We start from the raw sequence: 12832 nt of genomic DNA, 5'->3' as shown, positions 1-12832 counted from the left end.
CTCGTCTTATTGTTATCGATGGATTTACACGTCCTGCAAACGGCTCAGCGCCCCTTGAACTGCGCCACATTGTCCTTGGCTACATTGTCCTTGGGCGCATGCACTTGCGGGTTGCCGACCACACCCAATCGCTCCCCCGTTACGGCGTCGAACAGCAACACCCGCGCCGGGTCGAACTGCAGGTTCAGGTTGTCCCCCACCTGCACCGGGCAGTCAGGCGCCAGGCGACAGCAGACTTTGGTGCCGTTGAGGCTGACGAACACCAGGGTGTCCGGGCCGGTAGGTTCGATCACCTGCACCTCGGCACGAATACTGGGCAGGCCATTGGGCTGTTCCGGTGCCAGGCAGACTTGTTCGGGGCGAATGCCCAGAATCACTTCACGCTCTTCCAGGCCCGCATCGTCGATGCCCATCGGCAACTCGCAGCGCGCCTGACCACTGTCGAGCAGCGCCAGCAGCCGGCTGTCCTTGCGCTGCAGACGCAAAGGAATGAAGTTCATCGGCGGTGAGCCAATGAAACTGGCGACAAACAGGTTGGCCGGGTCGTTGTAGATCTGCTGCGGGGTTCCGAACTGCTGGATCAGCCCGTCCTTCATGACAGCGACCTTGTCGCCCAGGGTCATCGCTTCGATCTGGTCGTGGGTCACGTAGACCGTGGTGGTCTTCAAGCGCTGGTGCATCAGCTTGATCTCGGTGCGCATCTCCACCCGCAACTTGGCGTCGAGATTGGACAGCGGCTCATCGAACAGGTAGATCTTCGGCCGCCGCGCCAACGCCCGGCCCATCGCCACGCGCTGTTGTTGACCACCCGAGAGCTGACCGGGCTTGCGATTGAGCAAGTGCTCGATCTGCAACAGCCTGGACACCCGCGCCACCTCTTCTTCGATGGCGGCGGCGGGCATCTTGCGGATCTTCAGGCCGAAGGCGATGTTCTCCCGCACGTTCATGGTCGGGTACAGCGCATAGGACTGAAAGACCATGGCAATGTCCCGGTCCTTCGGGCTCATGCCGCTGATATCAGCCTCATCCACCAGGATCGCCCCGCCGCTGATCTGCTCCAGCCCGGCGATGCAGTTCATCAAGGTCGACTTGCCGCAGCCCGAGGGGCCAACCAGAATCAGGAACTCGCCCGAGTCGATCTTCAGCTCGATGTTCTTCAAGGTGTCCGGCAGGCCACTGCCGTAGGTCTTGTTGACGTTGCGCAATTCAAGCGTTGCCATAATTCACCCCTTGACCGCGCCGGCAGTGAGCCCGCGCAGGAAATACTTGCCAGCCATCACATAGACCAACAGGGTCGGTAACCCGGCGATCATCGCCGCCGCCATGTCGACGTTGTATTCCTTGACCCCGGTGCTGGTGTTGACCAGGTTGTTCAGCGCCACCGTGATGGGCTGGGCATCGCCGCTGGCAAACACCACGCCGAAAAGAAAGTCGTTCCAGATCTGCGTGAACTGCCAGATCAGGCAGACCATGATGATCGGCACCGACATCGGCAGCAGGATCTTCCCGAAGATGGTGAAGAAGCCCGCACCATCGAGCCGTGCCGCCCGCACCAGGGCATCCGGGACACTGGTGTAGTAGTTGCGAAAGAACAGCGTGGTAAAGGCCAGGCCATAGACGATATGCACCAGCACAAGGCCCGTGGTGGTGCTGGCCAGGCCCAGCTTGCCGAGGGTGAACGAGGCCGGCAGCAGCACGGTCTGAAACGGCAGGAAGCAACCGAACAACAGCAAGCCGAAAAACAACTGCGAGCCACGGAAGCGCCACATCGACAGTACATACCCGTTAAGCGCCCCCAACAGCGTCGAAACCACCACCGCCGGCACGGTGATTTTCACCGAGTTCCAGAAGTAGCCACCCACGGTTTCCCAGGCCTTGACCCAGCCGATGCCCGTGATCACCTCGGGCCAGCTCAGCAAGTTGCCGGTGCGGATGTCCTCTGGTGATTTGAAGCTGGTCAGCAGCATCACGATCAGCGGGATCAGGTAGACCGCACAAGCCAGCAGCAAGGTGCCGTAGATGGCCAGGCGACTGAGGCTGAAGCCACGCGCAGCAAGAGGCTTAGTCATGGCGCTTGTTCCTCAATTCCGAGTACAGGTAAGGCACCAAGATCGACAGGATCGCCCCCAGCATCAGAATCGCGCTGGCCGAGCCCATGCCCATCTGCCCGCGGCTGAAGGTGAAGGCGTACATGAACATCGCCGGCAAGTCGGAGGCGTAGCCCGGGCCACCTGCAGTCATCGCCGCGACCAGGTCGAAACTCTTGATCGCAATGTGCGCCAGGATCATCAGTGCACTGAAAAACACCGGGCGCAGGCTCGGCAGGACGATGCGCAGGTAAATACTCGGCAGGCTTGCCCCATCGACCTGGGCGGCACGGATAATCGACTGATCGACACCCCGCAGGCCCGCCAGGAACAAGGCCATGACAAAGCCCGAGGCCTGCCACACCGCGGCAATCACCAGGCAGTAGACAACGCGGTCCGGATCGACCAGCCAGTCCAGGCGAAAGCCCTCCCAGCCCCAGTCACGCAGCAGCTTGTCCAGGCCCAGCCCGGGGTTGAGCAACCACTTCCAGGCAGTACCGGTGACAATCATCGACAGCGCCATCGGGTACAGGTAGATGGTGCGGATAAAGCCTTCACGGCGGATGCGCTGATCGAGCAACACCGCCAGCAGCACGCCGACCACCAGGCTGATGCTGATGAACAGCCCACCGAACACCAGCAGGTTCTTGCTCGCCACCCACCAACGGTCGTTCTCCAGCAGCTTGGCGTACTGCGCCAGACCTACCCATTTGTAGCTGGGCATGAAACTGGAGTTGGTGAACGACAGCAGGAAGGTCCAGAAGATGTAGCCATAGAACCCCACCAGGACGATCAGCATGCTTGGCGCCAGCACCAGTTTTGGCAGCCAGCGTTGCAATGCGTCGAGGGGCGAGGCCTTGTTGAGTGCAACAACAGTGCTCATCGTGGGAATCTCGAATGGAGGGCGGCGCGAAGCACCGCAACGCCGGCAAGGCCGGCTCCTACAGCGGGTAGAGCAGGCTCACAGCCTCACTTGGCCGACTTGATCGCCGAACTCAGTTGCTTGACCGCCTTGGCCGGATCGGCGCTCGGGTCATTGAGGAAGTTGGTGACCACATCGAAGATGGCCCCCTGCACGGCCAGCGACGTGGCCATGTTGTGCGCCATGCTCGGTTGCAGACCGTCACCTTTTTCGGCGTCCTTGAAGTCCACCGATGACTTCTGCGTGCAGGCGTCGAACAGGCTCATGTCCATGTCCTGACGCACCGGCAGCGAGCCTTTGTTCCGGTTGAACACGGTCTGGAACTCAGGCTCCAGCGCGACCTTGGCCAGATCGTTCTGGGCCTTGATGTCGTTCTCGTTCTTGAGCTTGAACATCGCCAGCGAGTCGATGTTGTAGGTAAAACTGCCCTGGGTTCCGGGGAAGGCCACGCACAGGTAGTCCTTGCCGGCGACCTTGCCTGCAGCGGTCCACTCGCTCTTGGCCCAGTCACCCATGATCTGCATGCCCGCCTTGCCGCTGATGACCTCGGCCGCCGCAATGTTCCAGTCACGCCCCGCGCGGTTCGGGTCCATGTAGGTACCCAGGCGCTGCAAGGTCTTGAACACCTCGACCATTTTCTCGCCGGTCAGGGCCTGTTCATCCAGCTCAACGAACGCCGCGTGATAGCCCTTGGTCCCCAGAATGCTCAGTGCCAGGTCTTCGAAAACCGTGCTGTCCTGCCATGGCTGACCGCCATGGGCGAGCGCAGTGAAGCCTGCGGCCTTGAGTTTGTCGGCAGCAGCAAAGAGCTCATCAAGGGTGGTCGGCACCTTGGCACCGGCTTTCTCGAACACCTGCGGGTTGATCCACAGCCAGTTGACTCGGTGGATATTCACCGGCACCGCAACGTAGTGGCCGTCGTACTTCATGATGTCGGCGACTTGTTTGGGCAGCAACGCATCCCAGTGGTTGGCCTTGGACACGTCATCCAGTTCGGTCAGCAGGCCGAGGGCGCCCCACTCCTGGATGTCCGGGCCCTTGATCTGGGCGGCGGCAGGGGGGTTACCGGAAATGGCCCGGGTTTTCAGTACGGTCATGGCGGCTGCGCCACCGCCGCCGGCAACGGCGTTGTCCTTCCAGACGAAACCGTCTTTCTTGACCTGTTCCTTCAGGGTTTCCACGGCCTTTGCTTCACCACCGGACGTCCACCAGTGCAGCACTTCCACTGTACCGGGATCGGCAGCGACGGCGCTCAGGGGGAACAAGGAGGCAAGAGAAATGACAGCGGCGAGGCGAGTAATCGCATTCATCGAAGGGAACCTTTTCTTGTTGTTATGCAGGTGCAAGTCGTGGTGCTTGCGCTGCATGGCAGTCTAACCAGAGGCCCGCCCGCTGGACGTAACGAAGGGATGCGCGAATGTCACCAAACAGTGACATTGTGCAAGCGCCGCCCTGTCCCGGCCGACCGCCAATTCAGTGAACTCAATCACCGGTTCGCGGCAGGCGCAGGGTGACCCGCAGCCCCCCTTCACGCAGGTTTTGCAGGGTCAGCTCGCCACCATGACTGTGAGCGATATTGCGGGCGATCCCCAGGCCAAGGCCATAACCCTGCTGCTGCCCGGCCAGCCTGAAGTGTGGCTCGAACACCTGTTCCAGGCGCTGCTCGGGCACGCCAGGACCCTCGTCATCGACATGCAGCACGAACGCCTGATCGCTGTCCTCGATCCGCAGGTGCGCACGCTGGCCGTACTTGAGCGCATTGTCGATCAGGTTGCCCATGCACCGGCGCAGCGCCAGCGGCTTGCCGGGGTATGGCGCCAGCACCTGCCCCTCAAGGGTGACCTGACCGGTCCCCAGGTACGGCTCGATCAGGCCATGCAGCGCCTGCGCAAGATCGATCGGTTCGATGTTCTCGTGGATGTCGGTATCTTTCACACACTGCAGCGCGCCCTTGACCAGCATCTCCAGCTCATCCAGATCACGGCTGAACTTGTGCTGCACGTGCTCGTCATCCAACAACTCGACCCGCAGCCGCAAACGGGTGATCGGGGTGCGTAAATCATGGGAAATCGCGCTGAACAACTGGCTGCGCTCCGTCAAATAACGGCTGATGCGCTCGCGCATGGCATTGAAGGCACGGCCTACCTCGACCACTTCGCTGCCACCGCCTTCGACCACCGGCTCTACCTCGGCCGCCCCTAACGAAAGGTCCCGCGCCGCCCGCGCCAGGCGTTTCAACGGACGGCTCTGCCAATGCACCAGTACACCGATGAACAGCAACAGGAAGGTACTGGTCAGCACCATGAAACCGATCTGCTGACCCGGCACGCCCTCCTCTTCCAGGCTGGTGTACGGCTCAGGCAACAACGAGGCGATGTACAGCCACTCACCCGGCGCCAAACCGATTTGTGTCACCAGCACCGGCGGATCAAGTGGCGCCAGGGTCAGCGCATAATGCGCCCAGGATCGCGGCAGTTCGTCCAACTTCAGGCCGCTGTTGAACACCCGCAGTTCCTTTGGGCTGACGAACTCCACAGAGATACTCATTTGCTCACCCAGGCGTTGGCGCAACACCTGTTCCACGGCTTCGATCACTGCTTTTTTGCGCGGTGTGGCCGGCAACATCTGCATGTCCAATGGATGATCGTTGAGCGACACCACGAAACGGGTACCGCCCATGCTACGCAACTGGTCCAGCACCATCGGCCGATAGGCCACAGGCAGCGAGCGAAAGTAGCTGACGCTGGCGGTCATCGAGTGAGCCAGGCTGCGCGCACTGGCCACCAAGCCCTCCAATTGGCTGGCCCGCAGCTGCGAGAGCCAGATCAGGCTGGCCAGCCCCTGGGCCAGCAACACCGCCAACAACGTCAACAGCAGCATGCGCCCGAGCAGCGAACGCGGCCACGGCAGGCGCCAGCGCCGCTCAGTGCGCAGGCGCGACATGGGCTGCCAGCAGATAACCGCTGCCGCGAACAGTACGAATCAAACGGGGTGGTTTGTCAGTGTCACGCAGACGCTGACGCAGGCGGCTGACCGCCATGTCGACAATCCGGTCCAGCGGCATCGGTTCCCGACCACGGGTCGCATTGCCGATGGTGTCACGGTCGAGGATTTGTTGCGGATGATCGAGAAACAGCTTGAGCAAGGCGAAATCCGCCCCCGACAGAATCACCTCTTCACCGTCGCGGTGAAACAGCCGGTGGCTGACCGTGTCCAACCGCCACTCATCGAACGCCAGTACCTCGCCGCCGTTACGCTCCTGAGCAAAACCGGCCCGGCGCAACAGGGCTTTGATACGCGCCTGCAACTCGCGCGGGCTGAACGGCTTGCCCAGGTAATCGTCGGCCCCCAACTCCAGGCCAATCACCCGATCGGCCTCATCGGAGCTGGCCGTCAACATGATGATCGGCACCTGGGACTGGCGCGGATGTTGGCGAGTCCAGCGACACAAGCTGAAACCATCTTCATCCGGGAGCATCACGTCGAGGATCACCAGATCATGACCACCCTCGTCCAATGCCTGACGAAACCCCTGACCGTTGGCCACCGCGCACACGGCAAAGCCTGAACGGCTCAGGTAGGCTTGCAGCAGTTCACGAATGTCCTGGTCATCATCGACCAACAGGATCGACTTACCGGCAGTACTCAATGCATTGATCCTTGGCGGGTCTTGTTGCCCGCTGCACGCTTAGGCCCTCAGGCCTGTTTCTGCTGCAAGGCGACACCGGCGCCGAGCAGGCCGGAAAATTCGGCCGTCACCAGCCATACCGGTACGTCCTTGAAATAGCCGCTCATGCAGCCCTTGTCAGCAAAACACTCGGCAAAACCGCTGTTCAGGAACAGTTCGGCGAAGCGCGGAATCACGCCGCCAACGATGTACACACCACCGCGTGCGCCCAAGGTGAGTACATTGTTGCCCGCCACCCGCCCCAGGAAGCGACAGAACTGCTCAATTACCGAACACGCCAACGGCTCGCCAGCCAGAGCCGCCTCGGTGATCGCAGCCGGGGTATGCAGCACTGCACGATGGCCATCCAATACGCAGATCGCCTGGTACAAGCGCAGCAAACCGCCGCCACTGAGCACGGTTTCAGCGCTGACATGGCCGATTTCACGCTCGATCTGTTGGCGAATCGCCGCTTCACGGGCATTGCCGACCGGCAGATCGACATGGCCGCCCTCGCCCGGCAAGGCCATCCAGCGCCCTTCGCCCAATGACAGCAGGGTACCAACGCCCAGGCCTGTGCCCGGGCCGATGACCACCGCCGGGCGCAACGCCTCGGCCTGCCCGGCACACACCTCGCGAAACTCGCCGGGCTGCAATCGGGTCATGCCCAGGGCCATGGCCGAGAAGTCGTTGATCAGCAGCAGCTCATCCACCTGCAGGGTCTTGCAGAATGCCTGCCGGCTGAGCCGCCAGTGGTTGTTGGTGAAACGAAACGCATCGCCGTCTACAGGCCCTGCGACCGCCAGGCACACAGCGCCCAAGGCGCCACGCGCCAGGCCATGGTCGCTCAGGTAAGCGTCGATGGCCTGTTCCGGGCTGGTGTAGTCGGCGGTCTGATAGACCTTGACCGAGTGCATCCGATCGTTTTCCCACAAGGCAAAACGGGCATTGGTGCCACCGATGTCACCCACCAGCGCACGCTTCATTTCAGCGCCTCCAGTGAAGCGGTGAAGGCGCTGGCGCCGTGCTGCGCCGAACTCATCGCATGGCGCATGAAGCCAAACAGCTCGCGCCCACAGCCCAGGTCATTGCCGGTTGGGGCTTGCGCCAGAGGCCTTGCCGCCAGCTCGGTCTCATCGACACGCACAAGCAGCGTACCCGTATGACCATCGACACGAATGATGTCGCCATCGCGTACCCGCGCCAGCGGACCGCCATCGAAGGCTTCCGGGCAAACGTGGATAGCCGCGGGGATCTTGCCCGAGGCGCCAGACATGCGCCCGTCGGTGACCAGCGCGACCTTGAAGCCACGGTCTTGCAGTACACCGAGAAACGGCGTCATCTTGTGCAGTTCCGGCATGCCATTGCTGCGCGGCCCTTGAAAGCGCATCACCGCGACAAAGTCGCGCTCCAGCTCGCCGGCCTTGAAGGCATCGGCCAATGCCTGCTGATCATGGAACACCCGCGCCGGGGCTTCGACCACCTGATGCTCCGGGGCCACCGCCGAGACTTTCATTACGCCCAGCCCCAGGTTGCCCTGCATGACCCGCAAACCGCCCTCAGGCGAGAACGGACGGGCCAGTGGTCGCAGGATGCTCTCGTCCAGGCTGGCCGCAGGGCCGTCACGCCAGACCAGTTTGCCTTCCTCAAGGAACGGCTCCTGGGTATAGCGACGCAGCCCGTGCCCCGCAACAGTGTTGACGTCCTCGTGCAACAGGCCGCCATCGAGCAGCTCGCGAATCAGGAACGCCATGCCGCCAGCGGCCTGGAAATGGTTAATGTCGGCCTTGCCATTGGGGTAGACATGCGACAGCGTCGGCACGACTTCGGAGAGGTCGGCCATGTCCTGCCAGGTCAGCTGGATACCGGCCGCCTGCGCAATGGCGGGCATGTGCAGGGTATGGTTGGTCGAACCGCCAGTGGCGTGCAGCGCCACGATGGAGTTGACCAGCGCCTTCTCGTCGACGATTTCACCCAAGGGCATGAAGTTGCCGCTGGCCTTGGTCATCCGCGTGACCTGTTGCGCCGCATAGGCGGTCAGGGCGTCACGCAGCGGCGTGTACGGGTTGACGAACGAGGCGCCCGGCAAGTGCAGCCCCATCACTTCCATCAGCAACTGGTTGGTGTTGGCGGTGCCGTAGAAGGTGCAGGTGCCGGGGCTGTGGTAGGACTTCATCTCCGACTCCAGCAGCTCTTCGCGGCTGGCCTTGCCCTCAGCATAACGCTGGCGTACGTCGGCTTTTTCCTTGTTGGAGATGCCCGACGGCATCGGCCCACCCGGGACGAACATCGTCGGCAGGTGACCGAAACGCAGCGCACCCATCATCAGTCCGGGAACGATCTTGTCACAGATCCCCAAGCACAGCGTTGCGTCAAACATGTTGTGCGAGAGCGCCACCGCAGTCGCCATGGCGATTACCTCGCGGCTGGCCAAGGCCAGTTCCATGCCGGGCTCACCTTGGGTGACACCATCGCACATTGCCGGCACACCGCCTGCAAACTGGCCGACTGATCCGACCTCGCGCAATGCCTGCTTGATCTGCTCCGGGAAGTGCTCGTAGGGCTGATGCGCCGAGAGCATGTCGTTATAGGCAGAAACGATGGCGACGTTGGCCGAGTTCATCAGGCGCAGGTTCTGCTTGTCCTGAGGGGCGCAGCCGGCCACACCGTGGGCAAAGTTGGCGCACTGCAGCTTGGCTCGCATCGGTCCGTCACTGGCGGCCCCGCGAATCAGTTGCAGGTAGCGCTCGCGGGTAGGACGACTGCGAGCGATCAACCGTTCGGTGACCTCAAGGATGCGCGGATGCATGTACTGGACTCCAGGCTAGCGGTGATTGCGACCGGTGCAGCAGTTTCCCTTATCGCCAATCCCCGCCTAGGCTCTTGTACAGGGGATCGGTCGTATCAGGAGGACGACCTGCCAGGTCACTCGTTGTATATCGAACAAAATACTGCCATCAAAAAGGCTTGTTTTCTATTTTTTTAGGAATAATCTTGTTATTCCAACAACAAAATCAGATTCAGTGAAGTGTTCACTCGCATCTCGGGCTTCACCTGGTCTGCAAGAGGCAGCTCCATGACCCTACGAATTGCAATCAATGGCTTTGGCCGCATCGGCCGCAACATTCTTCGTGCACTCTATACCCAAGGCTACCGTCAGGACCTGCAGGTCGTCGCCATCAACGATTTGGGTGACAGCGCGATCAACGCTCACCTGCTCAAATACGACAGCGTCCATGGGATATTCGAGGCCAGCGTGGCGTCCGATCAGGAAAGCCTGACCGTCAACGGTGACCGCATTGCCGTCAGCGCCATTCGCAACCCTGCCGAGCTGCCCTGGAAGGCCGAGGCCATCGACGTGGTCTTTGAATGCACCGGGCTGTTCACCGACCGCGCCAAGGCGGCCGCCCATCTTACTGCCGGGGCACGCAAAGTCATTATCTCGGCACCGGCCAAGGGCGCTGACGCCACCATCGTCTATGGCGTCAACCACGACATTCTGCGCCAATCGCACCAGATCATCTCAAGCGCTTCCTGCACCACCAACTGCCTGGCACCGGTGGCCCAGGTGCTGCACCGCGAACTGGGCATCGAGCAAGGCCTGATGACCACGATCCACGCCTACACCAACGACCAGAGCCTTACCGACGTGTACCACAGCGACCCGTTCCGCGCCCGTGCGGCCACCCAATCGATGATCCCGAGCAAGACCGGTGCCGCCGAGGCGGTGGGCCTGGTGTTGCCGGAACTGGCCGGCAAACTGACCGGGATGGCGGTGCGGGTACCCGTGATCAACGTGTCGCTGGTCGACCTGACGGTGAACCTCAAGCGCGAGGCGAGTGCCGAGGAGGTCAACGCCCTGCTCAAGGAAGCCAGCCAACACTCGAAGGTCCTCGGTTACAACAACCTGCCGCTGGTCTCCTGCGATTTCAATCACAACCCGCTGTCATCGATTTTCGACGCCAACCACACCAAGGCCAACGGCAAGCTGTTGAAGGTGCTGGCCTGGTACGACAATGAGTGGGGCTTCTCCAACCGCATGCTGGATAACTGCCTGGCGCTGTGCAACGCGCAATGAGTCGATGCAGGCGATAACAACGCGAAGGGGAGCGCCTCCCTTTCGCGGCCCGCCGCCATATCCCTGCCGCACCTGCCCCTGTAAACACAAGCAGCCAAGCCAAGACGTGCTGGATCTTCATCGCCAAAGGCCGCAAACTGCGCGACGAAGCTCCCTTCAAGCCCGCTATCGCCACTGACGGCAACCGGGCCCTACCCGCACAGTCAAAGCGCCCATGCCTCGCCCACCCGCCTCCAAGTTGTCCCGCCTGATGTTCGGCCTACTGGCTTATACAAGCCTGACTATTGGCCTGATTGCCATTTTCGTTCCCGGCCTGCCGACCACCGAGTTCATTCTGCTCGCGGCCTGGGCCGCCACCCGCAGCTCCCCGCGCCTGAGCCACTGGCTGGAACATCACCGCCTGTTCGGCCCCATGCTGCACAACTGGCACAACGGCAAGGTGATAACCCGCAAGACCAAGCTCAGCGCCTCCGTAAGCATGCTGCTGTGCAGCGCACTGATGCTGGTAATGCTCGAACATCGCTGGCCACTGTTTTGCGCCCTTGCGGGCATGGTCCTGGTCAACCTGTGGATATGGTCACGCCCGGAACAGGTTTCTGTGACAAACAGATGACCGCCCACCACATACGACTAAAGTCTAACAAGGCCCTGCCGATACACCGATATCGCTGAACTCATCTGGCGAACAGCGCCGAGCAACTCGGCTTTTCAACGACCCGTTCATTTGCGAGTACGTTCATGTTCGACACGCTTTCGATTCGTCTGAAAATCGTTCTGCTTTCCGGCCTCTGCCTGCTGGGGGTCGTTGCCCTGGTCGTCAGCATCAACCTGTACCAGTCCCACGACAGCGATCAACTGGTCGATAAAGCCAGCAGCACCATGCTCACCCGCAACGTACAGGCGTTGCTGCAAGCGCGGGCGGGTGAAAAGGCCGAATTGCTCAAACGCACCTTCAGCAACAAGCTGACCCTGGCCACTGGCGTCGGCGACCAGGCGCTGGACCTTCGCAAGCTGGGCCAGGCCCAGACGATGGACGCGGCCAGTGTACGCGCCGCCCTGAGCCAAAGCCTGGCGACCGCGTTCAATCGCAACACCGACATCCTCGGCCTCTGGCTGGTGTTCCAGCCCAATGCCCTGGACGGCCGCGACAGCGCGTTCGTTAATACACTGGCAAATGGCGGCAACGACAGCGGGCGCTTCGCCACCTATTGGAGCCGCGCCCAAGGCACCGCGCTGAACACACTGATTGTCGAAGGCGACCTGGCCAAAACCGAGCTCAACCTCAGCGGCACCCCCTACAACAGCTGGTACACCTGCACTTTCAATAGTGCCCAGCCCTGCCTGCTGGAACCTTATGAAGATACCGTCGGCGGCAAAAAAGTGCTGATGACCAGTATTACCGTACCGCTGCTCAGCGACGGCAAGGTGATTGGTGTGGCCGGCGTCGACATGGCGCTGGATGATCTGCAAACCGCTGCCAGCGCCGCCCAGCGCGAACTGTTCGACGGTGCCGGCCACCTGCTGGTCATCTCTTCAGGCGGCCTGCTCGCCGCCAACAGCAATGACGCCAGCAAAGTCGGCCGAGGTATTGAGCAGGCCCTTGGGCAGGAAGGTCGGCAGGCACTGGAAAGGCTTACCGACAAACGCCCTCACGTCATCGAGCAGGGGACAATGGTTCGCGCCCTGTACCCGGTCGAACCGATCCCGGGCAGCAAACCTTGGGGGGTGTTGATCGACCTGCCAAAAGACGTACTGTTGGCCGATGCCAGTGCACTGCAAAAGGTGCTGCAAGAGGCCCGTACCAGCGGCACCCTGAAGGTTCTGTTGCTCGCAGCCCTGGCCGGTCTTGGCGGCCTGCTGGTGATCTGGATGACCGCCACCGGCGTAACCCGACCACTGAACAGCGTGGCCGCGATGCTTGAAGACATCGCCAGCGGCGACGGCGACCTGACCCAACGCCTGCAGTATGCCCGTCAGGACGAACTGGGACGACTGACCGGCGGCTTCAACCGCTTCCTCGACAAGCTGCAGCCGATCATCGCCCAGATCAAACAGAGCATCACTCAAGCACGCGCCAC

General features: G+C 61.7%; 10 protein-coding genes and 1 pseudogene. 3 read left to right on the top strand and 8 right to left on the bottom strand.

Features of this window, described 5'->3' with window-relative positions; translation table 11 throughout:
* Positions 1-44: 44 nt before the first annotated feature.
* The 8 genes from AB7M23_RS11100 to edd all read right to left on the bottom strand — a co-directional run bounded on the left by AB7M23_RS11100 (position 45) and on the right by edd (position 9485).
* Positions 45-1220 (bottom strand): ABC transporter ATP-binding protein, encoded by a 1176-nt coding sequence (locus tag AB7M23_RS11100; protein ID WP_099773657.1) that lies wholly within the window; start codon positions 1218-1220, stop codon positions 45-47.
* A gap of 3 nt (positions 1221-1223) precedes the next feature.
* Positions 1224-2069 carry a carbohydrate ABC transporter permease gene (locus tag AB7M23_RS11095; RefSeq protein WP_454240832.1) on the bottom strand — a complete coding sequence of 282 codons (846 nt, stop codon included), beginning with the start codon at positions 2067-2069 and terminating at the stop codon, positions 1224-1226.
* Positions 2062-2970, bottom strand: coding sequence for a carbohydrate ABC transporter permease (locus tag AB7M23_RS11090; RefSeq protein WP_065760150.1), 909 nt, complete (start codon positions 2968-2970; stop codon positions 2062-2064). The genes AB7M23_RS11095 and AB7M23_RS11090 overlap by 8 nt, the downstream gene beginning before the upstream one ends.
* A gap of 86 nt (positions 2971-3056) precedes the next feature.
* Positions 3057-4319 carry an ABC transporter substrate-binding protein gene (locus AB7M23_RS11085; protein WP_454240831.1) on the bottom strand — a complete coding sequence of 421 codons (1263 nt, stop codon included), beginning with the start codon at positions 4317-4319 and terminating at the stop codon, positions 3057-3059.
* A gap of 172 nt (positions 4320-4491) precedes the next feature.
* Complete coding sequence (locus AB7M23_RS11080; protein ID WP_065760152.1) at positions 4492-5952, bottom strand: ATP-binding protein; 1461 nt, start codon at positions 5950-5952, stop codon at positions 4492-4494.
* A complete protein-coding gene (locus tag AB7M23_RS11075; protein WP_065760153.1) occupies positions 5933-6658 on the bottom strand; it encodes a response regulator in 726 nt (241 codons plus the stop codon). Before AB7M23_RS11075 ends, AB7M23_RS11080 begins: the two co-directional genes overlap by 20 nt.
* Before the next feature lie 47 nt (positions 6659-6705).
* Positions 6706-7662 carry a glucokinase gene (locus tag AB7M23_RS11070; protein WP_454240830.1) on the bottom strand — a complete coding sequence of 319 codons (957 nt, stop codon included), beginning with the start codon at positions 7660-7662 and terminating at the stop codon, positions 6706-6708.
* Positions 7659-9485, bottom strand: coding sequence for a phosphogluconate dehydratase (gene edd, locus AB7M23_RS11065; protein WP_454240829.1), 1827 nt, complete (start codon positions 9483-9485; stop codon positions 7659-7661). Before edd ends, AB7M23_RS11070 begins: the two co-directional genes overlap by 4 nt.
* 267 nt (positions 9486-9752) lie before the next feature.
* Between edd and gap the strand changes: the two genes are divergently transcribed.
* From gap to AB7M23_RS11050, 3 genes and pseudogenes are all read left to right on the top strand, one after another.
* Complete coding sequence (gene gap, locus AB7M23_RS11060) at positions 9753-10754, top strand: type I glyceraldehyde-3-phosphate dehydrogenase (protein WP_099773652.1); 1002 nt, start codon at positions 9753-9755, stop codon at positions 10752-10754.
* A 214-nt stretch (positions 10755-10968) separates the two neighbouring features.
* On the top strand, positions 10969-11367 hold the full coding sequence (locus AB7M23_RS11055; RefSeq protein ID WP_454240828.1) for a YbaN family protein: 399 nt from the start codon (positions 10969-10971) through the stop codon (positions 11365-11367).
* Positions 11368-11492: 125 nt separating this feature from the next.
* Positions 11493-12773 (top strand): annotated as a pseudogene (locus AB7M23_RS11050) (PDC sensor domain-containing protein); the annotation flags it as partial.
* Between the last annotated feature and the right edge of the window lie 59 nt (positions 12774-12832).

The sequence above is a fragment of the Pseudomonas sp. HLS-6 TE3448 genome, assembly GCF_053629555.1.
Note: the sequence above shows the minus strand (reverse complement) of the source record. Positions and strands in the feature narration are given on the sequence as shown.

Coding starts and splice junctions, on each gene's coding strand:
- AB7M23_RS11090 (WP_065760150.1), bottom strand. CDS start 2,970: ATGAGCACTGTTGTTGCACTCAACAAGGCCTCGCCCCTCGACGCATTG.
- AB7M23_RS11095 (WP_454240832.1), bottom strand. CDS start 2,069: ATGACTAAGCCTCTTGCTGCGCGTGGCTTCAGCCTCAGTCGCCTGGCC.
- AB7M23_RS11085 (WP_454240831.1), bottom strand. CDS start 4,319: ATGAATGCGATTACTCGCCTCGCCGCTGTCATTTCTCTTGCCTCCTTG.
- AB7M23_RS11055 (WP_454240828.1), top strand. CDS start 10,969: ATGCCTCGCCCACCCGCCTCCAAGTTGTCCCGCCTGATGTTCGGCCTA.
- edd (WP_454240829.1), bottom strand. CDS start 9,485: ATGCATCCGCGCATCCTTGAGGTCACCGAACGGTTGATCGCTCGCAGT.
- AB7M23_RS11080 (WP_065760152.1), bottom strand. CDS start 5,952: ATGTCGCGCCTGCGCACTGAGCGGCGCTGGCGCCTGCCGTGGCCGCGT.
- gap (WP_099773652.1), top strand. CDS start 9,753: ATGACCCTACGAATTGCAATCAATGGCTTTGGCCGCATCGGCCGCAAC.
- AB7M23_RS11100 (WP_099773657.1), bottom strand. CDS start 1,220: ATGGCAACGCTTGAATTGCGCAACGTCAACAAGACCTACGGCAGTGGC.
- AB7M23_RS11070 (WP_454240830.1), bottom strand. CDS start 7,662: ATGAAGCGTGCGCTGGTGGGTGACATCGGTGGCACCAATGCCCGTTTT.